A 21924-nucleotide genomic window follows, 5' to 3' on the forward strand; every position below is an offset into this window, starting at 1 on the left:
GCTGGCCCGAGGCGTCGCCCGCCATCCGGACGGTGCGGTGCCTCGACACCGGGAGCACCTCATGAACGCGAACGAGCCGGAACCGCTGGACGACTTCACCCGCGTGCACGCGAAGCTCTCCGCGCTGGAGATCGTCCTGGGCGTCCTGATCGGGCGCCTGTCCGAGGAGAACCCGGAGATCCGCGAGGACGTGAAGCGCGACGTCGCCGCGATCCTGTCCGACATGCCGATCGAGGGGCCGAGCGAGGAACTGATCGTCACCGAGGTGCGCCGGGCCGCCGAACTCCTGACCAGCGTCTCGATCGGTTAGAGTCGCGCTCCGGATGGGGGTTGCCGGCGTCCGGGATGAGGCGATGCGCCCGTGTCCTCTCAGCGGGGCGGCATCCGCAGCGCCCCGTCCAGGCGGATCGTCTCGCCGTTGAGCATCGGGTTCTCGCAGATGTGCCGGACGAGGTCGGCATATTCCGACGGGCGGCCGAGCCGGGGCGGGAACGGCACGCTCTGGCCGAGGGCGTCCTGCACCTCCTGCGGCATCCCCGCCATCATGGGCGTCTCGAAGATCCCCGGCGCGATGGTGACGACCCGGATGCCGTGCCGGGCCAACTCCCGGGCGATCGGCAGGGTCATCGCGACGACGCCGCCCTTCGAGGCCGCATAGGCCGCCTGTCCGATCTGGCCGTCGAACGCCGCGACCGAGGCGGTGTTGACGATGACGCCGCGGGCGCCTTCCGCGTCGGGCGCCTCCTGGGCGATCGCCGCGGAGGCCAGCCGGATCATGTTGAATGTGCCGACCAGGTTGACCGTCACCGCCCGGGCGAAGCTGTCCAGCCGGTGCGGGCCTTCGCGGCCGACCACCTTCTCGCCCGGTGCGATCCCGGCGCAGTTGATGAGCCCGTGCAGGTGCCCGAACGCGTCCAGCGCCGCCTGAACCGCCGCCTGCCCGTCCGCCTCGCTGGTGACGTCGGTGGCCGCGAAGCGCGCCCGCGCGCCTAGCTCCGCCGCCACCCCGGCCCCGGCCTCCCGGGCGATGTCCGCCACCACGACGCTGGCGCCGGCCGCGACGAGGCTGCGCGCCACGGCGGCGCCGAGCCCTGAGCCGGCACCGGTGACGATGTAGACGCGATCCTTGATCATCCTGGCTCCCCCGGGTGTGTCGGAGGCCCGGCGTAGCGCGGGATCGTGAAGTCCGGAAGGCCGGCCCGACGACGTCGCCCCGGACCAGCTTCACCATTGACGTGTGAATAATTCCCACATATTTAGATGAAGGTCATCGGGCGTCAGAGCGCGGTTCTCTAATCTGTCTTTGCGCGCATGATCGAAAGTAACGAAGTGTTTCTGCGGCCTTAAGACGAAAAATTTGGCCGAAGACTAGGTCTCGATACGATCCAATATGTCCCCCGTGCCCGGGCCCTCCCGCGGGCGGCCGATCCCTCATGCCTGCTCAGGACCACCATGCACGCGCCACGGATCGGGACACGGATCGAGTCATGGATCGAGACCTCCGCCCGGCAGTGGCGGCACGGGCGAATCGTCCGCAATCGTCTGGCCGAGCGCGGCCCGGCCCTGCAGGCGGCACTCCGCAAAGCCACTCCCGAGAGCGTGCTGCTGGTCGGGAACTCGCATGCCGAGTTCCTCGGGCATCCGGATTTCGGTGGCCGGCCCAGCATCAATCTCGGCCTCGGCGGCAGCACCGCGGCCGATTGCGCGACGTACCTCGCGGGCCTCCGGGCCCCGGCCCGCTGCGCGGCCGCAATCCTGATCATCGGCACCAATGACATCATGCGCTGGCGGCATCCGGAGCGGGTGGGTACGGAGCGCCGGTTCGAGGCTGCGGTCCGGCGCATCCTGCGGGTTCTGGACGCCTGGGCGGCCCAGGTCTTCGTCGCGTCCGTCCCGCCGATCGGCGCCTGGACGACCGGCCGGGACCCCGCCGCAGTCGCAGCCTTCTCGGACCGCCTCGAAGGCCTCTGCCGGGCCGGCGGCCACAGCTTCTTCGACCCGTTCGCGGGCTTGCGCGACGGCGGTCCGGGATGCGCCGGGACGGGTCTCGCCTGCACGGGTCTCGCCTGCACGGGTCTCGCCTGCACGGGTCTTGCCTGCACGGGTCTTGCCTGCACGGGTCTCGCCCGCACGGGCCTCGACCCGGACGGCGTACACCTGGCGGACTACACCCGGCTGGCCGCTGAGGTGATCCGCCTGGTCGCGCTCGACCCGGCCCCGCCCGCGCCCCGGAAGCGCGCCGCGGTCCCGGCGGGCAGCCTGCGCGGGCTCCACGCCGCGGCCTGGGGCCTGCGCCCATGACGCTGCGCGCCGATCCTCGACCGGATCACCCCCGCTCGGCTACGGCGAGACCGCGTTCTCAGGCGCGGCGGCGCGACCCGGATCCGCCGGTGCGGCAATCGGGCATCCCAGGCCGATCACCCGAGCCAGAAAATCCAGCGCCGCGCGGATCACGGGCGAGCGCGTGAGGTCGGGATAGGTCGCAAGCCAGACATCCCGGTTCGGCGGTTCCGGCTGGGCCGGCAGGCGGGCCAGGACCCCGTCGGCATCGCCCAGGAAACGGGGCAGGACGACGGCGCCCAGGCCGGCCCGGGCCGCCTCCTGCTGGCCGAACAGGTCGCTGGCCTGGAATACGATCGGACGGCTCCCCAGCAGGGTCCGCAGCCAGATCTGCTGGGGAACGTGGTCCAGCGCGGAATCGTAGCCGATGAAGGTCCAATCCGCCGGCGGCCGCGCGGCCTGGTCCGGGCTTGCGTAGAGGGCGAACCGCATCACCCCGATGCGGCGGATCAGGAGATCCGGGTCGTCGGGGCGGGTCAGACGCACGGCGATCTCCGCCTCTCCGCGGTCGAGGGCGGCGATCCGGGCGGCACCGGACAGGACCAGGGTGATGCCGGGATGCGCCCGGTGGAAACGCGCGACCTGCGGGGCGATGAGGCGGGCTGCCACGGCCGGCGGAGCGCTGATCCGGACCGTGGCGACCGGTGCCGCCGCGTAGCCAAGGGCGCGGCGCTCGATCGCCTGTACGGTTCGGACGATCTCCGCCGCCAGGGCCGCGATGGCGGTCCCCTCCGGAGTCAGCGCGACCCGGCGCGGCAGGCGCTCCACCAGCCGCAGCGCCAGGGCGTCCTCCAGGGACGCGACCCGCCGGCCGATCGTCGCGTGATCGACCCCGAGGTCCCGCGCCGCAGCCGAGAGCGAGCCGGTCCGGGCGAGCACCGCGAAGTGGTGGAGATCCTGCCAATCGATCATCGGTGAAGTTTCGCACGAGGCCCGTGAAGAGGCACCGAATTCTCCCACAGACTAAAACGCGGTTCTCTGTCGGGACAGGAGGTTGATCATGACGACAGTGATGACGATGACCCGGCCCGGCGCGCCGGATGTCCTGACGGCGGCCGAGATCGACATCGGTGAACCCGGTGCAGGCGAAGTCCGCATCCGGCAATCCGTGATCGGCGTGAACTTCGTCGACATCTACTTCCGGACCGGCCTCTATCCGGTCGCCGCCTATCCGGCGGTGCTCGGTTTCGAGGCGGCCGGGACGGTGGAGGCCGTCGGCCCGGGGGTCGTGTCGGCGAGCCCTGGCGACCGGGTCGCCTATCACGGCGCCCCGATGGGCGCCTATGCCGAGGCGCGTATCCTACCGGCGGAACGCCTCGTGCTGCTGCCCGCCACCCTCCCCGACCGTCTGATGGGCGGCACGATGCTGCGCGGCCTGACCGCCCACATGCTGCTGCACAAGGTCCGGGCGGTCGGGCCCGGCGACTGGATCCTGGTCCACGCCGCCGCGGGCGGGCTCGGCCAGATCGTCACCCGCTGGGCGAAGCGCCTCGGCGCGCATGTCATCGGCACGGTCGGTTCCGAGGGCAAGCGCGCGCCGGCCCTGGAGGCCGGTGCGGACGCGGTGCTCCTGCACGGCGCGGATAACTGGGCCGAGCGGGCGCGGTCCCTGGCGGATGGGCAGGGCGTGCATCTGGCGATCGACGGCATCGGCGGCGGCATGCTGGCACGGACCTTCGCGGCGGTCCGGCCGTTCGGGACCGTGGCGAGCCTCGGCCAGCCGGCCGGGCCGATCCCGCCTGTCCGCGTCGAGACGCTGGGAGGCGGGCGGTCGGTCGCGTTGATGCGACCGAGCGTGATGGCCTACGCCAACGATCCGGACCTGTATCGCCGCGGCGCCGCGGACCTGATCGCCGCCCTGGAGGTCGGCCTGATCAACCCGATCGGAGCCGCCTACGACCTCCGGGACGCCGCCCGCGCGCATGCCGCCCTGGAGGGCGGCCTGACCACGGGCAGCGTCATCCTTACGGTTTAGAGCCTTCCGCCCCGCTTCGACCGAGGGCTGCGGATCCGTCGGAAACCCGGTTTTCCGCGTGTCGATCGACAGCCCGCGTGCGGCGTCGCGCTGCCCGAATCGCGGCACGGGTGTATGGACGGTGCACGATTCGACGCTCGGAGCGGATCGTCCCGCGCGGTCGCGCCAGGGGCGCGCCAGGAGTGACAGGGCCGGAATGCCGTCCGTCGACACGCCCGTTCCTGTGGGCTTCTTCGCGCTCCTGCTCGTCGCCTTCGCGGTGAAGCACCTCGCGGCGGATTTCCTGCTTCAGACCAACTGGATGGCCCATGGCAAGGACCGGGCCTCGGCTTGGGCCTGGCCGCTCTGCGCCCATACCGGCCTGCACGGTTTCGGGACGCTGCTGATCGCCCTGGCGGTCGAGCCGGCCCTGTGGTGGCTGGCGCTCGTGGATTTCGCGATCCACACGGGGATCGACCGGGGCAAGGCGCTGATCGGCCAGCGGACCCGCTTCCCGGCTTCGGACGCGCGGTTCTCGTGGCTGATCGGGGTCGATCAGTTCCTCCACCAGGTCACCCATATCGGTCTCGCCGCCGTGTTGGCCGCGGCCTAGCGCATCGTGCCGGATATCGGCACCGGCACGATGCGCGAGGTCTTCGCTTCGCATCGTCTCTTTCCGAAAGGCGGCGGCCACCTTTCGGGACGATGCTCCAATCCTCAGGTCAGCTCGGCCTCGAGCAGCAGGTTGGTGTCGGCGACCTTGCCGGCGAGCTCCAGGATCAGGAAGCGCTGGAGCGCGAGGGCGAGGTCGGGGCGCTCGCGCTCCATCCGAGCCAGCGCGGCCCGGTCGACGCCGATCACCCGGCAGGGGCTCTCGGCGAGGGCGGTGGCGGTGCGCCGCCCGCCCTTCACCAGTCCGATCTCGCCGATCACCGTGCCGGCCGTCGTGGTGCGCAGGCGGAGGTTGGGCCGGCCGGACACCTCCATCTCGATGGACACGACGCCCTGCTCGAGGAAGTACAGGGTGTCGGCCGCCTCGCCCTGGCGGAGCAGCGCCTCGCCGGCCGCCAGGGTGCGGACGCTGAGATACGGCGCGAAATCGGCCTGCGCGAGACTGCAACCGAGACGGTCGGCCATGTGCTCGGCAAAGTGCGCGACGGCCCCCTCCCCGGCTGAGCCGGTCTCGGTGAGCAGCAGCGTCTCGGCCTCGCGCAGGGCCTCGTCCAGGGTGTGGCGCGTCCGCAGCCGCAGACCGGCGAGACCGCCGCGCTCGATCTGCCTGAGCGCCGCGGCCCCCAGATGGACCAGCAGCACGTCGAAGCCGCGCTGCTCGGCGAGCTGCCCGATCTTGCGGAACGCGATCAAGGCCGAGCTGTCGAGCCCGACGCAATCGCGGAAGTCCAGGATCAGGGTGCGCAGGGTGCCGGGCTCCGCGGCGGCCCGGCGATAGATCGTCTGGGCGTTGAGGAAGAACAGGTAGCCCTGCAGCGCGTAGATCCGCGTCCGGTCCCCAGATTCGCGCAGCAGCTCGGCGGTGTCGGGCGCGCGGATGATGCTGCTGCGCCGCTCCGAACCGGACAGCGACCGGCGTACCGCCGGGATCTGGCCGTACTGGACTGCGAAGATCAGGATCGCCAGCACGACGCCGACCAAAAAGCCCGTGGTGGCGCCGAACAGGGCGGTCGCCGCACACACCGCCAGGGCGATGCCGGTCTCCCACACCGGGAAGGTCCGGCAGGCCAGCGCGAGGTTGACCAGCAGCCCGAGGCCGATGGCGATCAGGGCGCCGCCGGCCAGCGGGCGGGGCAGCAGCGCCAGCGGGCTCGCGCCGAACACCAGCAGCGCCGCCATCACGGCGAGCGTGAGCCACCAGCCGAGCCAGTGGCTGCCGCCGATATTGTGCAGCAGCAGAGTCGAGGTCCGGCCGAAGCCCATGGCGGGGCTGCCGAACAGGCTGCCGACCAGGTTGGCCGCCCCCGACGCGACGAACATCCGGTCGATGTTGAGATCGCGCCGCATCTCCAATTCGACGCTGATGACGTAGAGGATCTGGATGATGATCGCGACGACGATCTCGGTGGCGATCCGGGGCAGGATCGGCAGGAGCAGGGCGGGGTCGAGGGCCTGGAGCGCCATCGCGGCCGGGGCCTGCAGCATCGATCCCGTCGGCAGCGCCTCGATCAGCCATCCGGCCGCCTGCGCGGCGGCCGTGTCGATGCCCTGCACGGCAAGGCCGAGATGCACGCCGACGAGGCTGACCAGGATGACCGTCGGGTAGGTGCCCCAATGCCTGATGCGCCGGGGCAGGTAGAAGGCGCAGAAGCCGATGACGAAGGTCAGGACGATGCGTCCGAGCACCCCGGGATCGAGGAGGCTCGGGTCGAGGGCCGCCGGCTCGAGCAGGTTCAGCATCGCCGCGGCGGGATCGTCGAGATGCGCGCCGATCTGCAGGCCGCTCTTCAGGAACAGCAGGCCGACGCCGCCGAGGAAGCCGGTCAGGACCGGGTAGGGCAGGAGCTGCGCCAGCAGCGAGGCGCGCAGCGTGCCGAGCAGGGCGAAGACGAGGCCGGTGGCGAAGGTCGAGACGCCGCAGGCGACCAGCACGATCCGGCCGACCGTGGCGGGATCGGTGATGCCGCTGTCGCGGAGTTCCCCGGCCACCGCGGCGGCGATCGCCGCCTGCACGATCGCGGCCGCCCCGATGAAGGACAGCGACACCACCACGGTTCGCCGCAGCGCGACGAAGACGAGGCTGCCCAGCACGTAGGCCGCCAGCATCGCCGACATCCCGGCGACGCGGCTCTCCGCGAGCGGGCCGGAAAAGATCAGCTGCGAGAAGCTGATCAGGTCGAGAAGCAGGACCATGGTGGCGACTGCGGCGGCCGCGATCGTGCGCGCCGTGCGCACCAGCGCCTCGCGTCCCTCGGTCGGCCGCCCACTGCCGGCGGAGGCCATATCGGTGGTTGTCATCGGTACGGTTTCCGCATTCCGAAGATGTGTTCCCGGCCGGAGCAGCAGATCCCCGGCCGCCGCATGCACAGGCAGCGCGGACGTGCGGGAATCAGGCTTGGCCGCAGCTTTCTAACCCGATGGCAGCTCGGGGCTTAAATTATCGTACCGGCAGCAAGGGGCGGGCGACGGTGTTGTTCAAGTTTCAACCGAATCCGCTGCGGCTCGAACCCTGCGGGAATGCGGTTTCGGCTGGGCATCCGGAGCTATCCCTCTGCCGGGCCTGGCGATTCGGGAGACGGATTCCTCTCCCCGGCGTCATGCTCTAAGCCGGCTGCAAACAGGAACCGCCGATGCCCGCCTCGACCCGCCTGCCCCGTCCCGTGCGCGCCGCGCTCCTGCTTGCCGGCCTCGCGGGGGCCGCGCAGGCCGAGGATGCGCCGTCGATCGCCTGGCCCGAGCCCGGCGGCCGGGCGACGATCAGCCGGGCCTTCAACGGATCCCCGATCACGGTCGGGGTCTCGTCCCGCACCGGCGGCGCGATCGACAGCCTGACCTGGGGCGGCACGCAGTTCATCAACGCCCACGATCACGGCCGCGAACTGCAATCGGCCTCGTCCTACGACGGCTACGGCGAGTGCCTGAACCCCACCGAGGCCGGCAGCGACTCCGATGGTACGGGTCCGCGCAGCACGACCCTGCTGACGGAGCTGAAACGCGGACCGGACACGCTCCAGACGCGGTCGCAGATGGCCTACTGGATCGAGCCGGGCCGCGTCACCGGCAGCTGCCCGAAGGGACCCGGCCCCCATGCCGGACCCCGGTCCGACGACGTCCTGGCCAAGACCGTCACCCTGGGCGCCGCGGGCGTGGCCAACGCCATCGCGTACCGCGCCACCTACATCACCGCGCAACCCCACAAATCGGCGACCTTCGAGGCGACGACCGCCTACATGCCGCCGGACTTCACGGCCTTCTGGAACCTCGACTCGGCGACCGGCCAGTCCGTGCCGCTCTCGGCCGGGCCGGGCGAGCAGGGCGTGCCGGTGATCCTGGCCACCCCCGACGGCTCCCGGGCGATGGGCGTCTACAGCCCCGCCCTCCCCCAGGCGACCGTTCCGAATGCCGGTTACGGCCGGTTCAACTTCGCGACCCTGCCGGGCCCGGGCAACGCCACCGTGAAGTGGAACTGCGTCTTCCGGGAGAACAACGTCCCCGCGGGGGCGCACAGCTACACCTGCTACGTGGTGGTCGGCACCCTGCAGGACGTCCGCGCGGGCCTCGTCGCCCTGCGGGCGGCCCTGACCGGCGGGCAGGCGGCTCCCCTCCCCGCCAACAACCCGGCCCCGGCACCCCGGGCAGCCGCTGCTCCGCCGGCGGCGCGGGCGCCGGGCGTGGCGCTCTATGTCGGGACGCAGCCGGGCTGCAATGCCGGCGAAGTGACGATCGACCCCGGTTACAAGGGGTGCACCACGGCCCCGATCGGCGCGACCCTGACGCAGCCATCCTCGGCCGCCGACGCGCCGGTCTACGCCGGCACCACGGCCGGGCTCGATGCCGGCCTGGTCACCAACAACCCGCGCCATCTCGACGCCGGCACGCGGCCGATCGGATACCTGGCGGCCACCGGTGCGAACGGGACGCCGCTCTATGTCGGGCTGCAGGGCGGCTGCAACGCAGGCGTGGTCTCCACAAACCCGGCCCATCTCAATTGCCGCGGCGCCCCGCTGGGGATCGCCGTGCGGTGAGGCCGGCCGAACGCGCCGCCCCGGATTCGGGACGGTGCTGGGGTATCGTCCTGAAGGCGAACCCGCGCCTGTCGGGACGCGGTGCTCAGCCCTTCTTGATCAGCGGCACCGGCTCAGCCGGCGGCTTGGTTGCGCAGGCGGCGACGCTGGCAGCCAGCACGGCCAGGACCAGAACGCGCGTGAGAGGATTCTTTGCGAAACAACGTGCAGTGGACACGAGGCAATCTCCGATTTGCGGCATGGCGGAGGCTAATGCCGCGCCCGGCTTCGGAAAGTGCAGGAATGTCACGCCTGCGATGTTTCGCGATATTTTGTAATATCTAAAAAGTAAAACGCAAGCAATATAGCTGAGAAGTAAAACGTATTTCACTTATCGTAGGCGTATGAACTGCTTTATTGTGAGCTGATCTGAAATAAACGCAGCATATGTCCCGGTTTTCATCACACGCTGCGGGCACCGCAGCGCGCTCAAAAAACGTCACCCGCACCGTCATCACCAGAGGAGCAGTGACCCGGGCCAGCACGACACGGCCAACCGCCGCGCCACGCTGTGTTGCTTCGCGACGCGCGCGATGACGGGATGGCTACCGGACAGGCGCCGCGGCGTCGATCTCAGCGCACCTCGCTGACGCGCTTGGTCGCCTTCTTCTCCTGCTTGTAGGCGGTGATCGCCGCCGAACAGCCGGGCGACAGGTTCTTCATGTTCGCCTTGAAGCAGGCCTCGACCTCCGGGCCGCCGGGCGCGTAGGCGCTGCAATAATCCATGTAGTCGCCGGTGCAGTGCTGCTTGAGCGCCTCGCGGGCCGGGGATTGCTCGGCCAGCGCCGCGGCCGGGCCGAGGCAGAGACCGAGGGTCAGGAGGACCGCCTTGGTCGAAGTCATGGATGTCCTTGTCGCTGTGCGATGATCGCGCGATCGAGCTGCGCGGTGATAGCCGCGGCACCTGAGCGTCAAGGATGGCGTGACTTTGGCGCGGATGTGCCGAACCTGCGCCATCCCCCGTTCTTTCCATCGTCATTGTGCGACGATGTCGGGGAAAATCCTGTCTTCTGAAGGTGATGGACCCTCTTCCGGTGCCGGCACGGCCATGCGGCAGGGCGTCGCCGGGCCTGCCGGGCTGCGCGTCCCGAACGCTGCCGGAGGGCGACAGGCCCTCCGGAAACCCTGATGTCTTGCCCGCCATCCGGCCGATGGCGCGGGCATCCCGGGTGCGGCGAGCCGGGCCGGAATACCGTCTCAGTGCGCGCCGACCCGGCGGGCGGGCACGAGGTCGTTGGCGATGATCTCGCCGAACGGTCCGTCGTTGCGGGCATTGCCCGCCGGCCGGCCCGTGGTGGCGCGCAGCGGCAGCTTCGGGAAGACCAGCTCGGCGAAGCGGTAGGCCTCCTCAAGATGCGGGTAGCCCGAGAGGATGAAGCGGTCGATCCCGAGATCGATGTATTCCTTCATCCGGTCGGCGACCTGATCGGCCGAGCCGACCAGCGCCGTTCCGGCGCCGCCGCGCACCAGCCCGACCCCGGCCCAGAGGTTGGGCGAGACCACGAGCTTTTCGCGGGAGCCGCCGTGGAGCGCCATCATGCGGCTCTGGCCGACCGAATCCTGCCGCTTGAGGGTCTCCTGCGCCTTGGCGATGGTGGCGTCGTCGAGCTTCGAGATCAGCTTCTCCGCGGCGTCCCAGGCCTCGGCCTCGGTCTCCCGGGCAATCACGTGCAGGCGGATGCCGTAGGAGAATTCCTTGCCCTTGGCCTCCGCGGCCTGCCGGGCGGCGGCGATCTTCTCCGCGACCTGGGCCGGGGGCTCGCCCCAGGTGAGGTACACGTCGCAATGCTCGGCCGCGACCTCCATGCCGGCGGGGGAGGAGCCGCCGAAATAGAGCGGTGGGTAGGGCTTCTGCACGGGCGGGAAGATCACTCGTCCGTTCTCGGTGCGCAGGTGCTGGCCCTGGAAGGTCACGGTCTCGCCCGAGAGCAGGCCGCGCCAGATCGTCAGGAACTCGTCGGTGACGGCGTAGCGCGCGTCGTGGGACAGGAACACGCCGTCGCCGGCCAGCTCCACCGGATCGCCGCCGGTGACGACGTTGATCAGGAGGCGCCCGTCCGAGATCCGGTCGAGGGTCGCGGTCATGCGGGCGGCCGCGGACGGCTCCATCAGGCCCGGCCGCACCGCCACCAGGAAGCGCAGACGCTTGGTCAGCGGCGCCAGCGCCGAGGCGATGATCCAGGAATCCTCGCAGGAGCGTCCGGTGGGCAGCAGCACGCCGTAATAGCCGAGTTCGTCGGCGCCCTGGGCGATCTGCCGGAGGTAGCTGATCGAGACGTCGCGAGCCCCTTCCTGGGCGCCGAGATAGCGCCCGTCGCCGTGGGTCGGCAGGAACCAGAGGACGTCGGCGCGCCCGTCATTCGTCGCGGTCATCGGGGTCTCCATTGCGGCTATGGGCCGGATGCGGAAAAGCCGGATCCGACTTTTCGCATCCGGCGATCACCAAGAGCTAGGGCAGGCCGCCGCTTCAAGGAAACGGCGACCCGGCGTCAGACGTTCGGCTCGGCGCCGAGCAGATGATCGAGAATACGCCCTTCGAGACGCGCCAGATCCGGATCCCCACGCCGACGCGGGCGCGGCACGTCGACCCGCAGGTCGAGGGCGATGCGGCCGGCCTCGACCACCAGGATGCGGTCGGCCAGCGCCACCGCCTCGGAGACGTCGTGGGTGACCAGCAGGGCGGTGAAGCCCTGGGCCAGCCAGATCCGCTCGATCAGATCCTGCATGCCGATGCGGGTGAGCGCGTCGAGGGCGCCGAGCGGCTCGTCCAGGGCCAGCAGGCCCGGCCGGCCGACCAGTGCCCGGGCCAGCGCGACGCGCTGGCGCTGGCCGCCCGACAGGGTCGCGGGCCAGTGCCCCGCCTTCTCGGCGAGGCCGACCTCGGCCAGGGCCGCGAGCGCCTTGTCCCGGCGCTCGGCCCGGGAGCCCTGGCCCGACAGGCCGACCGTGACGTTGTCGACCACGCGCGCCCAGGGCAGCAGCCGCGGCTCCTGGAACATGATGCGCTTGGGCGGATCGCTCCGGCGCGGGCCGGTCTCGGGGCCCTCCAGCACGATCCGGCCGCCCGTTGGCGCCTCGAGCCCCAGGATCAGCCGCAGCAGGGTGCTCTTGCCGCAGCCGGAGCGCCCGACCACGGCGGTGAACCCGCCGGCCGGCAGGTAGAGGTCGAGCCCCTCGATGACGGCATGGCCGTCGAAACTCTTTCTGAGATCGCGGGCGGTTACGGCGATGCCGCGGCCGGCGGCCGGCGCCGGCTGATGGGGCGGCGGCAGCGAGCCCGCGTCGGCGCTCCGGGTCTCGGGGACGGGATCGGCCGGAGCCTCTCGGCGAAGGGCGTCGAGCAGCATCAGGCGCTCCTGTAGGCGGGGTTCCAGGCGAGGCAGGCACGCTCGAGCTGGCGCGTCAGCGCGTCCGCGAGCTTGCCCAGGGCGGCGTAGATCAGGATCGCCAGCACCACGACGTCGACCAGCATGAACTCACGCGCCTGCATGGCCATGTAGCCGAGCCCCGAAGAGGCGGAGATCGTCTCGGCGACGATCAACGTCAACCACATGATGCCGAGCGCGTAGCGCAGGCCGACGAAGATCGACGGCAGGGCGCCGGGTAGCACCACCTTGGTGAACAGCTCCGTGCGCGACATGCCGTAGACGCGGCCCATCTCCACCAGCGCCGGGTCCACCGAGCGGATCCCGTGCAGGGTGTTGGCGTAGATCGGGAAGAACACGCCGAGCGCCACCAGGAACAGCTTGGCCTCCTCGCCGATGCCGAACCACAGGATCACCAGCGGGATCAGCGACAGGTGGGGCACGTTGCGCACCATCTGGACGGAGGTGTCGGTCAGCTGCTCCGACACGCGGGAGAGGCCGTTGGCCAACCCGAGGGCGAAGCCGATGCCGCCGCCCACAACGAAGCCCGAGAGGGCCCGCAGGGTGCTGACCCAAAGGTTGGTCCAAAGTTCGCCGGTGCGCCCGGCCTCCCAGCCGGCCCGGACCACGTCCAGGGGGGCCGGCATGAACCGGTTCGAGACGAGGCCGGCCGACACCGCAGCCTGCCAGCCCAGCAGGATCGCGATCGGCAGGAGCCACGGCAGCGCCGTGTCGCGCAGGCGTGCGAGGGGGGTGGGGCGCATCATCGGCTCTCCGCCCGGCGTTCGGGCTGTGTCCAGACCGCGTCGGCCACGCGGATCGGCTTCGGCAGCAGGCCGAGGCCGTGGAAGGCGTCCGCCACCCGCTGCTGGTCGGCGATCGCAGCGGCGTCCAGGGGGGCGGCCCCGTAGGATTGGCGTTCGAGGGCGATCTTGAGGACCGGCGCCGGGATGCCGACGGAGGGCGCGAGTTCCGCCGCCACGGTCTCGGCGTGGCCCGCCGCCCAGGTGTCGATCGCCCCGATCGCCGTCAGCACGGCCGCGATGATCTCCGGGCTGGCTTCCGTGAAGCCGCGACGCGAGAGATAGAACTCGCGGTTGGGTGCGATCCCCCGCCCGTCCGCTAGCACGCGGGCGCCGGTGGCGCGCTCGGCGGCGGCGAGATAGGGATCCCAGATCGCCCAGGCATCCACGGCGCCGCGCACGAAGGCGGCGTTGGCATCCGCTGGCGCCAGGAAGGCGAACTTCACCGCGTCGTAGGGCAGGCCGGCCTGCTCCAGCGCCCGCACCACCAGGAAGTGAACGTTCGAGCCCTTGTTGAGCGCCAGCGTCCGGCCGCGCAGGTCGGCGACGCTGCGCACCGGGCTGTCCCTGGGCACGAGGATCGCCTCGCCCCGCGGGGCCGGCGGCTCGGTCGCCACGTAGCGCAAGTCCGGGCTTGCCGCCTGCGCGAAGATCGGCGGCGCCTCGCCGGCCGTGCCGAAATCGATCGCCCCGGCATTCAGGGCCTCCATCAGGGGCGGGCCGGACGGGAATTCCGACCACGTCACCGCGTAGCCCAGCGGCTTCAGCGCCGTCTCGAGGGTGCCGCGGGCCTTCAGCAGCACGAGCGACCCGTATTTCTGGTAGCCGACCCGGACGGTGCCGCCTGCGGCCCGGGCAGGCCGCAGGACGCCGGTCGCCGCCAGGCCGAGGCCCACGGACAGGAGCTTTCGGCGGTGCGGGGCAAGCCCGGACCCGGCTATGCGGAAGGTTCGGTCGGTCATGAGATCTCAGCCGTTGCGGGCGGGCGGTGTCCAGACCGCGTCGGTGATGCGGATCGGTTGGGGAATCAGCTTGAGGGCGTGGAAACGGTCGGCGACGGCCTGCTGCTCGGCAGTGACGCGCGCCGTCATCGGGCCGATCACGTAATCGTTGCGATCCACCGCCCGGCGGGTGGCCGGCAGCGGCACGCCGGTGCCCTGCGACAGGAGCGCCGCGACCGCGCCGCGGTTCTCCCGGCACCAGGCGGCGACCTCGCTCAGCGCGTCGATCGCCGCGACCAGCACCGGGCCGTGTGCTTCCGCAAAGGCACGGCTCGCCAGGAAGAAATTGTTCTGTGGCGTGATCTCGGTGGCGAAGGCCAGCACGCGCACGCCCTCCCCCGCCTCGGCGATGGCGAGATAAGGATCCCAGATCACCCAGGCGTCGACGCTGCCGCGGGCGAAGGCTGCCGCCGCGTCGGCTGGTGCCAGCAGCACCGGCTCGATATCGGCGTAGCTGAGACCCGCTTTCTCCAGAGCCGCCACCGTAAGGTTGTGTGCGCTCGTTGCCTTGCCGAAGGCGACGCGCCTTCCCTTGAGATCCGCGAGGCTCCGCAAGGTCGAACCCTTGGGCAGCAGGATCCCGGCCCCGGAGCCGCCGGCTTCCTGGGCGGCTACGTAGACGAGGCTGGAGCGCGCCGCCTGGGCGAAGATTGGCGGTGCGTCGCCGGTTTGGCCGAAATCGATCCCGTCGAGGGACAGAGCCTCGACCAAGGGCGGCCCGAGCGAGAACTCCACCCAGCGCACCGTATGACCCAGGGCCGCAAGGCGTCGCTCGATGATCCCTTGCTGCTTGGCCACCACCAGGATGCCGTTCTTCTGGTAGCCGATGCGCAGCACGCCGGGCTCGGCCGCCCGCGCGCCGCGCAGGGCCGGGACGGCCGCAAGGGATGCGGCCAGGAAGGTGCGTCGGTCGAGCATCGCGCGGCTCATTCGGCGGCGGCGAGTTCGGCCGGGCCGGTCGCCGCCGCAGCCCGGTGCAGCAGAAGGGCGGCGAGCTGGGCGCCAGCCTCGGCGGCGCGGGCCCGCACGCCAGCGTCGGTCAGGACACCGTCGCTGAAATCCGCATCGGACGCGTAGACCGCAGTCGGGATCTGCAGCGCGCCGAAGAAGCCGAAGAGCGGCCGGAAAGCGTGCTCGACCACCAGGGCGTGGCGCGTCCCGCCACCTGTGGCCACGATGGCCACAGGCTTGCCGGCCAGCGCGGTCGGATCGACCAGGTCGAACAGGTGCTTGAACAGGCCGGTATAGGCACCCTTGTAGACCGGCGAGCCGACGACGAGCCCATCAGCCTCCTCGATCGCATCGAGCACGCGGCGGGCCGGCAGCGGCAGCTGGTCGCGCGTCCAGGCCGCTCCCAACCCGGAGCCGGCATCGACGAAGTCGAAGATCCGCCCGTCGAAGGCTGCCTGGGCGCAGGCCTCGTGCAGCACGGCGTCAACCAGCGTGCGGGTCTTGGACGGACGCTGAACATTCGCGCTCAGCCCGACGAGTCTCGGTCGTGTCATTGCAGTAGCCTTGCGATAAGACCGGGCCGCCCTGCGCGATGGCGAATGGCGGCGGCGCAACCGGATATCCGAATAGAGCAGTAGAATTGCTGACTGCGCTGTGCGACGTCAATGAAACGGGTTTTCTAATTCATCTGGAATAGAAAAACGTTCTGCTCGAAAAAGGCGGTTCAGAGCGCGATTTCATCTCGCGATCCGGGTGCGGTACAGGCCGCCCCCCCCCGCTCGGCAGGAGAAAAAATTTGATTTTGGCGCGCAATCAGTCTCGCCGTTCTGACGGATGGAGAGGAAAAGCGTTCGGATCGACGTATCGGGAGAAGGATCGTCTTGCGGGGATGATTGTGTCGCCGGGCGGTGGCCACAACCCTTCGCAAGGGCATCGGTTCGTACAATTCGGGCCGGCCGGGTGAAGCCGCGTGGATACACAGGCTCCGAAACAGGCGTCCCGGTTCGGATCCGGGGGCGAACGAAAAAGGGCCAGCCGTGGCGGCTGACCCTGCATTGTTCGACGATCCTCATGCGTCGCGCGCGTCGCCGGTTGGGCGGTGCGCGCGCTCGGGATTACTCCGCTGCGGTCATCTCGGCGGTGAAGTGACCGCACCAGTCGTTGGTGGCCACGACCGGCCACAGGCCCTTGGACTCGGGTGCGGGCTGGCTCACCGGCGGGTTGAAGCGGCACAGGCCGGCATCGCCCTGGGCGCTCGCACCGTTGCCCTTGTGCTCATCGAAGAACTTGCAGCTCTCGCAGTTCGCGTTGGCCATGTCTCGATTCTCCCGTGTCGGTTCGGCTGCCTGCCGTTCTCTCTTGCGAATTAGAACAGCTACAATCTGCTGGTCAACCGATCGCCGGACGGGCGGTTCCCGCGAGGGCCGCAGCTTTCTGAATTCATGGAAGCTTCAGCGTCGGCCGCAGGACGACCCGGCCGCTGAAATGCGATCGGCGCGCGCGGAGATTCCGCGCGCGCCGATTCTGGCGATTCTTCCGCCCGCGCACCCACCAAGGTGGGCGCGCGGGACGTGCAGTCAGAGGCTTCCCGGGCCCTTGGCCAAGCCGCCCAGCGTGAACAGGTCGACCGAGAGCTTCGCGCCGATGACGAAGGCATTGAGGATCGGCTTCGGGCGGAGCGGGAAGCGGGTCTGGTCCGGGCCGATCACGTATTGCAGGTTCGGCATCAGCCGGACCGCCGGGGTGAGCTGGATCCCGTAGCTGAGTTCCAGGATGGTCTGCAGGGTGTCGACGTTGCGGCTGCTGAGCCCGTACGAGGCCCGCGCGGCCCGGATGTTGGCCGTGCCCAGGGGCGACAGCTTCTCCATGGCGAACACGAACCCGAGCGTGTCGTAGGGCCGGCCCGGGAAGGTGCCGGTCAGCACGGCGCCGCCCTCAAGGAAGAAGTCCTGGAACTGCCGTCCGCCGGTGCCGCCGAGCGCGACCCCGAACACCGACAGGCCCTGGACGCCGTTCGGGTCCGGACGCCACACCATCTGGTCGAAGCGGGCATAGACCGCCGACCGGCCGAACCGGGTCAGCGAATCGAGATCGCTGAAGGCCCGAAGCCGTCCGCGCACGTCGTAGACCGGATCCTTGTAGTCGGACTGATCGAAGACCACGCCGATGCTGTAGTTGCGCGGCAGTGGATCGTTGCCGAAGTTGGTCGAGTAGCCGGCCTCCACCGGGATCAGGACGCCGGTGGCGCCCCGGGTCGACCAGTCGATGCCGTTCTGGTTGGCCTGCTGATCGCGGGGATTCACCTCGTAGACGCCGGCATGGATGAACACCTTATCGGTGACCCAGGCCTTGGCATGGGCGCCCCAGGTGGCGATCGGCCAATACGTGAAGTTCGTCAGCTTGAAGATCGATTTCGGCGCGCCGCAGGTTGCGTTATTCTGGAAGTTGCAATACAACGGAGAACCGAGGAAGTTTGGATTGGCCAGAAGACGGCCGACCTCGATATCGAGACGGTTGTCGAACAGCTTCTGCTCGTAGGAGATCGACGAGAGGTGTGCCGTCTGGCCGCCACCGTAGATTTCCTGCACGCTTCCGTCGAAGCCGATGCGAGGCTGCGCCCGTGGCGCTGCGTCACGATCGTATGGAACGAGCCGCCGTCGATCCCGGCGAGTCGGCTGAGGTCCGCGTCAAGGCCGAACACGACCTGGCCGGCATAGGCCGATCCCTGGCGGATGCCGCCGGACGGGTTCGCGGCGAACTCGCCTGTATAGTTCAGGACCATGCTGATCCCGTGGCCGAGATAGAGGGTCCCCGGCGGCAGGCCAGGCGGTGTCGCGCTGCTGCCCTGCACGTCGATCGAGGCCGCCGCGCTGCTCGGGCCGGCCGCACTTCGTGACTCGCGGATCGTCCGACGCCGCGCGCGATTCGCCCGGTACTTGGCCTTGGCCGACGGAGTTGCCCTCGGGCCAGGATTGACCAGGGACGGCCCCCCGTCCGGGGCGTCTGCCATTTGAGCTTCAGCTGAGCTGATGCCCGCAGAGAATGTGGTGGCGCAAAGTGCGAGCGCCGCCCATCGCGTGTGCTTTCCCATGAGATAACTCCCCCTAAGACGCGCGGCCCTGATTGGCTCTGTCGCGTTGGTGTTCCGCCGGGATCCCTCCGGTCAGTCCGTGAAGGTCTCCACGGAGCGGCGCTCGCCGCGCAGGAATGCGTCGGCGACGTGGATCAGCGGGTTCAGGTCGACGTCGCTCGTGCCGGATCGGACGAGGGCGGCGAATCGGTCGTAGAGGCCGCGATACTCGGCCTCCGGTGGCAGCGGCTGCGGATTACCGTCGATCGTGAGGACGCCGCCGCCCTGAGACAGCACCAGCAGGCCGTCCTCGGTGTCGACGCGGATGTCCCAGGTCTGCGGGCCGGTCTGGCGCCAGTCGAACACCGCCTGGATCGGGGTGCCGGCGGCGTCGGTGAAGTGCAGGTCGGCGGCGATCGGCGCCTGCCGGTTCTCCGGGACCGAGAGTGTCGCGCCGGTGAGGAAGAAAGGCGGCAGGATGTGGGTCGCGATCGACAGGGCGTTGATGCCCGGATCGAATACGCCCATGCCGCCGGCTTGCCAGATCCAGGCCTGGTTCGGATGCCAGTGCCGGACATCCTCCATCCAGGCGATCGCCACCGACCGGAGCCGGCGGCCGGACAGCCATTGGCGCGCGGGCTCGACCCCGGGGGCGTAGCGGGAGTGCCAGCTGGCGAACAGGGTGACGCCCCGCGACCGCGCGGCCTCGACCAGGATCCCGACCTCCGCGAGCGTCGCCCCCGGGGGCTTTTCCAGGAACACGTGCCGGCCGGCCTCGATCGCCGCAAGGGCGGCGGCGAACCGGACCTGCGGCGGCTGGCAGAGGGCGACCGCGTCGAGGTCGCCCTCTGCCGCCAGCATCTCCGCGAGCGTGCGGTAGTTCGGCACCCCCTCGAAGCGGCCTTCGCGGCTCGCCACGGCCGACAGGGTGTAGTCCGGCGAGGCGCCGATGACCGGCAGATGCTGGTCGCGGGCGATCTTGCCGACGCCGACCAGACCGATGCGGATGGTCCCGTTCGAAGCCGACATCTCAGAGGACCTTCACGGACAGATCGCGGATGGGCGCGACCGCCAGGGGGTTGCGCAGCGGTAGGGTGAACGGGGCGGCTTCGATCTCGAACACGTCCCCGGGCCGCGCCGTGACGCCGTCGCTGAACGACAGGGTCGCGGTGCCGAAGAAGTGGACGTGCAGGTCGCCGGGGCAGAGGAACGGCGCGTATTTGAAGTGGTGCCGCTCCAGGTTCTCGATTGAGTGGGACATGTTCGCCTCACCCGAGAGAAACGGCTTCTCCCACAGCACGGCGCCGTCGCGCAGGATACGGCTGGAGCCGCGCACGTCCGCGGGCAGCGCCCCCAGCCACAGCTCCGGGCCGAGCGCCGCCGGACGGAGCTTCGAGTGGGCGAGCCACAGGTAGTTGCCGCGCTCGGTGACGTGATCGGAGAACTCGTTCGCCAGCGCGAAGCCGAGGCGCACGGGCGTGCCGTCCGCGTCGATCAGGTAGATGCCGGCGATCTCGGGCTCCTCGCCGCCGTCGAGGGCGAAGGCCGGCGACACGAGCGGCTCGCCGGTGCCGACGATCGCGGCGCCATCGCCCTTGTAGAACCACTCGGGCTGGACCCCGGTCTCGCCCGGGGCGGGCTTGCCGCCTTCGACGCCCATCCGGAACATCCGCATCGAATCGGTCGGGGCCGGATCCGCCGCGGCGGCCCGGTGCATCTTGTCCCGGCCCTCCGCCGAGCCGAGATGCGTCAGCCCGGTGCCGCTCAGGAGCAGGTGCGCGGGGTCCGTGTGGTTGATCGGCGGCAGCAGCCGCACGGCGTCGAGATCCACCGCGTCGCCGAACCCGAGTCGGGTCGCCGTCTCGACCAGGCTGTCCCCCGCCGCGAGCGCGCGCCGGGCCAGCTCCAGGACGCTGTCCACGCCGACCACGGACCGCGCCTGGCCGTCCTGCAGCACCGCCACACCCCGTCGCCCGTCCGAGACGCGGAATTGTAGGAGTGATTGCCCCATCTCGTGCTCTCCCAAGGCCAGTCTTGACCGCGCCGGCTCGAAATCGAAGTGTGCCGCTGTCAGCGCTCGAAGGCCGAGCTGATGGTGCCGTCGACCCTCCGGGTCAGATGCCAGGGATTGTCCGGACGCAGGGGCTGCGGCAGCAGCGCGTCGGGCAGGTCCTGGTAGCAGACCGGTCGCAGGAAGCGCTCGATGGCCAGGGTGCCGACCGAGGTGGTCCGCCCGTCGGAGGTGGCCGGGAACGGGCCGCCATGGACCATCGCGGGGGCGACCTCGACCCCGGTGGGCCAGCCGTTCGCCAGGATGCGGCCGACCTTGCGGGCCAGCGCCGGGACCAGGCCGGCGGCGATGTGCTCGTCCGCGCGATCGAGATGCAGCGTCGCGGTGAGCTGGCCCGGCAGCGCGGCGATGATGCGATGGACCTCTTCGAGATCCGCGGCCGCCACCAGGATCGCCGCGGGGCCGAACATCTCGTCGGCAAGGCTGGGATCCGCCAGGAACCGCGCCCCGTCGGTGCGCAGCAGGGCGGCGGGTGCGCCGCCCGGCCCGGCGCTCGCGCCGCGCGCCGCCACCGTGACCCCTGGGCGGCCCGCCATCTCGGCGACGCCGTGCTCGAAGCGAGCGCGGATGTCGGCGGTCAGCATCGCGTGCGGCGCGCTCTCGCGAATCGCTGTCGCGGCGGCCTCCGCGAAGGCCTCCAGGTCGGAGCCCGCGATCCCGATCAGGAGGCCCGGATTGGTGCAGAACTGCCCGGCCCCCATGGTCACCGACTGGACGAAGCCGGCCGCCAGGGCCGCGCCCCGTGCCCGCAGGGCGCCGGGCAGCAGCAGGACCGGGTTGACCGCGCTCATCTCGGCATAGACCGGGATCGGCTCGGGGCGTCCCGCCGCCACCCGCATCAGGGCGAGCCCGCCGCCACGCGAACCGGTGAAGCCGACCGCCTTGATGCGCGCATCGGCGACCAGCGCCGTCCCCAGGGCGTTCGAGGGCCCCGGCAGATAGGAGAACACGCCCGGATGCAGGTCGCTGGCGGCCACTGCCGCACGCACCGCACGGGCGACCAGCTCGCCGGTTCCGGGATGGGCCGGATGGCCCTTGACCACCACCGGGCAGCCGGCCGCCAGGGCCGAGGCCGTGTCGCCCCCGGCCACAGAGAACGCGAGCGGGAAGTTGCTGGCGCCGAACACCGCCACCGGTCCCAGGGCGACGTGACGGCGGCGCAGGTCGGGCCGCGGCAAGGGCAGGCGCTTCGGCTGGGCCGGATCGATCGTGGCCTGGACCCAGTCGCCCGCGCGGACGACATTCGCGAACAGGCGCAGCTGGCCGATGGTGCGGGCACGCTCGCCCTCGAGCCGCGCCCGCGGCAGACCGGTCTCGGCCATGGCCCGCGCGATCAGGGCTTCGCCGAGATCGCCCACGGCCTCGGCCACGGCGTCCAGGAAGCCCGCACGCACCGCGGGGGTCGATTCGGAAAAGCTCGGGAACGCCGCATCCGCCAGCGCGCAGGCTGCCTCGACCTCGGCCGTGCCGGCGGCCGAAAAGGCGGGCTCCAGAGCCGCGCCGCTTGCAGCGTCGGTAGCCCGGAACGTATCGGTGGTGGTCGCATCCTCGGCGCCGATCAGGATCGTGCCGCGAAGTTCCGCGTTCATCGTCAGCTCTTTACTCATACAAATAACTTAGAGCAGTTGTGCAG

General features: G+C 70.6%; 21 protein-coding genes and 1 pseudogene. 5 read left to right on the forward strand and 17 right to left on the reverse strand.

Annotation, left to right across the window (positions count from 1 at the left end; all coding sequences use genetic code 11):
- Positions 1-61: 61 nt before the first annotated feature.
- Positions 62-310: a hypothetical protein gene (locus AC0IY0_RS19520; RefSeq protein WP_147856313.1), complete on the forward strand. Its 249-nt coding sequence runs from the start codon at positions 62-64 to the stop codon at positions 308-310.
- 59 nt (positions 311-369) lie between these two features.
- Here AC0IY0_RS19520 and AC0IY0_RS19525 read toward each other — a convergent pair whose 3' ends face one another.
- Entirely contained in the window at positions 370-1134 is a 765-nt protein-coding gene (locus AC0IY0_RS19525; RefSeq protein ID WP_419828388.1) for a 3-hydroxyacyl-CoA dehydrogenase, read from the reverse strand.
- 318 nt (positions 1135-1452) lie between these two features.
- Between AC0IY0_RS19525 and AC0IY0_RS19530 the strand changes: the two genes are divergently transcribed.
- Complete coding sequence (locus tag AC0IY0_RS19530; RefSeq protein WP_471765061.1) at positions 1453-2301, forward strand: SGNH/GDSL hydrolase family protein; 849 nt, start codon at positions 1453-1455, stop codon at positions 2299-2301.
- Positions 2302-2340: 39 nt separating this feature from the next.
- Here AC0IY0_RS19530 and AC0IY0_RS19535 read toward each other — a convergent pair whose 3' ends face one another.
- On the reverse strand, positions 2341-3252 hold the full coding sequence (locus AC0IY0_RS19535; protein WP_147910696.1) for a LysR family transcriptional regulator: 912 nt from the start codon (positions 3250-3252) through the stop codon (positions 2341-2343).
- 88 nt (positions 3253-3340) lie between these two features.
- On the opposite strand from AC0IY0_RS19535, the gene AC0IY0_RS19540 reads away from it, so the two are divergent.
- Positions 3341-4315, forward strand: coding sequence for a quinone oxidoreductase family protein (locus AC0IY0_RS19540; protein ID WP_147910697.1), 975 nt, complete (start codon positions 3341-3343; stop codon positions 4313-4315).
- A gap of 196 nt (positions 4316-4511) precedes the next feature.
- Entirely contained in the window at positions 4512-4907 is a 396-nt protein-coding gene (locus tag AC0IY0_RS19545) for a DUF3307 domain-containing protein (RefSeq protein ID WP_471765064.1), read from the forward strand.
- Positions 4908-5011: 104 nt separating this feature from the next.
- On the opposite strand, the gene AC0IY0_RS19550 is transcribed toward AC0IY0_RS19545, so the two are convergent.
- Positions 5012-7264, reverse strand: a complete 2253-nt coding sequence (locus AC0IY0_RS19550; RefSeq protein ID WP_471765065.1) for a cyclic nucleotide-binding domain-containing protein — start codon at positions 7262-7264, stop codon at positions 5012-5014.
- A 332-nt stretch (positions 7265-7596) separates the two neighbouring features.
- Between AC0IY0_RS19550 and AC0IY0_RS19555 the strand changes: the two genes are divergently transcribed.
- Positions 7597-8991, forward strand: coding sequence for a hypothetical protein (locus AC0IY0_RS19555; RefSeq protein WP_471765067.1), 1395 nt, complete (start codon positions 7597-7599; stop codon positions 8989-8991).
- An 85-nt stretch (positions 8992-9076) separates the two neighbouring features.
- Here AC0IY0_RS19555 and AC0IY0_RS19560 read toward each other — a convergent pair whose 3' ends face one another.
- The 14 genes and pseudogenes from AC0IY0_RS19560 to AC0IY0_RS19625 all read right to left on the reverse strand — a co-directional run bounded on the left by AC0IY0_RS19560 (position 9077) and on the right by AC0IY0_RS19625 (position 21880).
- Complete coding sequence (locus AC0IY0_RS19560) at positions 9077-9280, reverse strand: hypothetical protein (RefSeq protein WP_471765068.1); 204 nt, start codon at positions 9278-9280, stop codon at positions 9077-9079.
- Between the two features lie 323 nt (positions 9281-9603).
- Positions 9604-9873, reverse strand: coding sequence for a hypothetical protein (locus AC0IY0_RS19565; protein ID WP_092043558.1), 270 nt, complete (start codon positions 9871-9873; stop codon positions 9604-9606).
- 354 nt (positions 9874-10227) lie between these two features.
- Positions 10228-11403, reverse strand: coding sequence for an FMNH2-dependent alkanesulfonate monooxygenase (ssuD, locus tag AC0IY0_RS19570; protein ID WP_147910688.1), 1176 nt, complete (start codon positions 11401-11403; stop codon positions 10228-10230).
- 116 nt (positions 11404-11519) lie between these two features.
- The gene (locus tag AC0IY0_RS19575) at positions 11520-12377 is read right to left on the reverse strand and encodes an ABC transporter ATP-binding protein (RefSeq protein WP_147910689.1); all 858 of its coding nucleotides are present in this window, start codon (positions 12375-12377) and stop codon (positions 11520-11522) included.
- The gene (ssuC, locus tag AC0IY0_RS19580) at positions 12377-13159 is read right to left on the reverse strand and encodes an aliphatic sulfonate ABC transporter permease SsuC (protein WP_147910693.1); all 783 of its coding nucleotides are present in this window, start codon (positions 13157-13159) and stop codon (positions 12377-12379) included. Before ssuC ends, AC0IY0_RS19575 begins: the two co-directional genes overlap by 1 nt.
- Entirely contained in the window at positions 13159-14160 is a 1002-nt protein-coding gene (locus AC0IY0_RS19585) for a sulfonate ABC transporter substrate-binding protein (RefSeq protein WP_471765070.1), read from the reverse strand. Before AC0IY0_RS19585 ends, ssuC begins: the two co-directional genes overlap by 1 nt.
- A gap of 6 nt (positions 14161-14166) precedes the next feature.
- Entirely contained in the window at positions 14167-15117 is a 951-nt protein-coding gene (locus AC0IY0_RS19590; RefSeq protein ID WP_147910691.1) for an aliphatic sulfonate ABC transporter substrate-binding protein, read from the reverse strand.
- An 8-nt stretch (positions 15118-15125) separates the two neighbouring features.
- Entirely contained in the window at positions 15126-15704 is a 579-nt protein-coding gene (gene msuE, locus AC0IY0_RS19595; protein WP_147910692.1) for an FMN reductase, read from the reverse strand.
- A 561-nt stretch (positions 15705-16265) separates the two neighbouring features.
- On the reverse strand, positions 16266-16466 hold the full coding sequence (locus AC0IY0_RS19600; RefSeq protein WP_471765071.1) for a hypothetical protein: 201 nt from the start codon (positions 16464-16466) through the stop codon (positions 16266-16268).
- 261 nt (positions 16467-16727) lie between these two features.
- Positions 16728-17738 (reverse strand): carbohydrate porin, encoded by a 1011-nt coding sequence (locus AC0IY0_RS19605; RefSeq protein WP_471765072.1) that lies wholly within the window; start codon positions 17736-17738, stop codon positions 16728-16730.
- Between the two features lie 71 nt (positions 17739-17809).
- Positions 17810-18241, reverse strand: a pseudogene (locus AC0IY0_RS19610) (carbohydrate porin); the annotation flags it as partial.
- Positions 18242-18313: 72 nt separating this feature from the next.
- The gene (locus AC0IY0_RS19615; RefSeq protein ID WP_471765074.1) at positions 18314-19249 is read right to left on the reverse strand and encodes a Gfo/Idh/MocA family protein; all 936 of its coding nucleotides are present in this window, start codon (positions 19247-19249) and stop codon (positions 18314-18316) included.
- A 1-nt stretch (position 19250) separates the two neighbouring features.
- Positions 19251-20231, reverse strand: a complete 981-nt coding sequence (gene araD1, locus AC0IY0_RS19620; RefSeq protein ID WP_471765076.1) for an AraD1 family protein — start codon at positions 20229-20231, stop codon at positions 19251-19253.
- A gap of 59 nt (positions 20232-20290) precedes the next feature.
- Positions 20291-21880 carry an aldehyde dehydrogenase (NADP(+)) gene (locus AC0IY0_RS19625; RefSeq protein ID WP_471765077.1) on the reverse strand — a complete coding sequence of 530 codons (1590 nt, stop codon included), beginning with the start codon at positions 21878-21880 and terminating at the stop codon, positions 20291-20293.
- Between the last annotated feature and the right edge of the window lie 44 nt (positions 21881-21924).

The organism is Methylobacterium sp. AC315 (assembly GCF_979253755.1).

Bases quoted from the DNA above. Each gene is read 5' to 3' on its own strand.
- AC0IY0_RS19520 (WP_147856313.1), top strand. From the start codon at position 62: ATGAACGCGAACGAGCCGGAACCGCTGGACGACTTCACCCGCGTGCAC.
- AC0IY0_RS19600 (WP_471765071.1), bottom strand. From the start codon at position 16,466: ATGGCCAACGCGAACTGCGAGAGCTGCAAGTTCTTCGATGAGCACAAG.
- AC0IY0_RS19545 (WP_471765064.1), top strand. From the start codon at position 4,512: ATGCCGTCCGTCGACACGCCCGTTCCTGTGGGCTTCTTCGCGCTCCTG.
- AC0IY0_RS19625 (WP_471765077.1), bottom strand. From the start codon at position 21,880: ATGAACGCGGAACTTCGCGGCACGATCCTGATCGGCGCCGAGGATGCG.
- AC0IY0_RS19590 (WP_147910691.1), bottom strand. From the start codon at position 15,117: ATGCTCGACCGACGCACCTTCCTGGCCGCATCCCTTGCGGCCGTCCCG.
- AC0IY0_RS19555 (WP_471765067.1), top strand. From the start codon at position 7,597: ATGCCCGCCTCGACCCGCCTGCCCCGTCCCGTGCGCGCCGCGCTCCTG.
- msuE (WP_147910692.1), bottom strand. From the start codon at position 15,704: ATGACACGACCGAGACTCGTCGGGCTGAGCGCGAATGTTCAGCGTCCG.
- AC0IY0_RS19540 (WP_147910697.1), top strand. From the start codon at position 3,341: ATGACGACAGTGATGACGATGACCCGGCCCGGCGCGCCGGATGTCCTG.
- ssuD (WP_147910688.1), bottom strand. From the start codon at position 11,403: ATGACCGCGACGAATGACGGGCGCGCCGACGTCCTCTGGTTCCTGCCG.
- araD1 (WP_471765076.1), bottom strand. From the start codon at position 20,231: ATGGGGCAATCACTCCTACAATTCCGCGTCTCGGACGGGCGACGGGGT.
- AC0IY0_RS19530 (WP_471765061.1), top strand. From the start codon at position 1,453: ATGCACGCGCCACGGATCGGGACACGGATCGAGTCATGGATCGAGACC.
- AC0IY0_RS19535 (WP_147910696.1), bottom strand. From the start codon at position 3,252: ATGATCGATTGGCAGGATCTCCACCACTTCGCGGTGCTCGCCCGGACC.
- AC0IY0_RS19615 (WP_471765074.1), bottom strand. From the start codon at position 19,249: ATGTCGGCTTCGAACGGGACCATCCGCATCGGTCTGGTCGGCGTCGGC.
- AC0IY0_RS19585 (WP_471765070.1), bottom strand. From the start codon at position 14,160: ATGACCGACCGAACCTTCCGCATAGCCGGGTCCGGGCTTGCCCCGCAC.
- AC0IY0_RS19550 (WP_471765065.1), bottom strand. From the start codon at position 7,264: ATGACAACCACCGATATGGCCTCCGCCGGCAGTGGGCGGCCGACCGAG.
- AC0IY0_RS19565 (WP_092043558.1), bottom strand. From the start codon at position 9,873: ATGACTTCGACCAAGGCGGTCCTCCTGACCCTCGGTCTCTGCCTCGGC.
- ssuC (WP_147910693.1), bottom strand. From the start codon at position 13,159: ATGCGCCCCACCCCCCTCGCACGCCTGCGCGACACGGCGCTGCCGTGG.
- AC0IY0_RS19525 (WP_419828388.1), bottom strand. From the start codon at position 1,134: ATGATCAAGGATCGCGTCTACATCGTCACCGGTGCCGGCTCAGGGCTC.
- AC0IY0_RS19575 (WP_147910689.1), bottom strand. From the start codon at position 12,377: ATGCTGCTCGACGCCCTTCGCCGAGAGGCTCCGGCCGATCCCGTCCCC.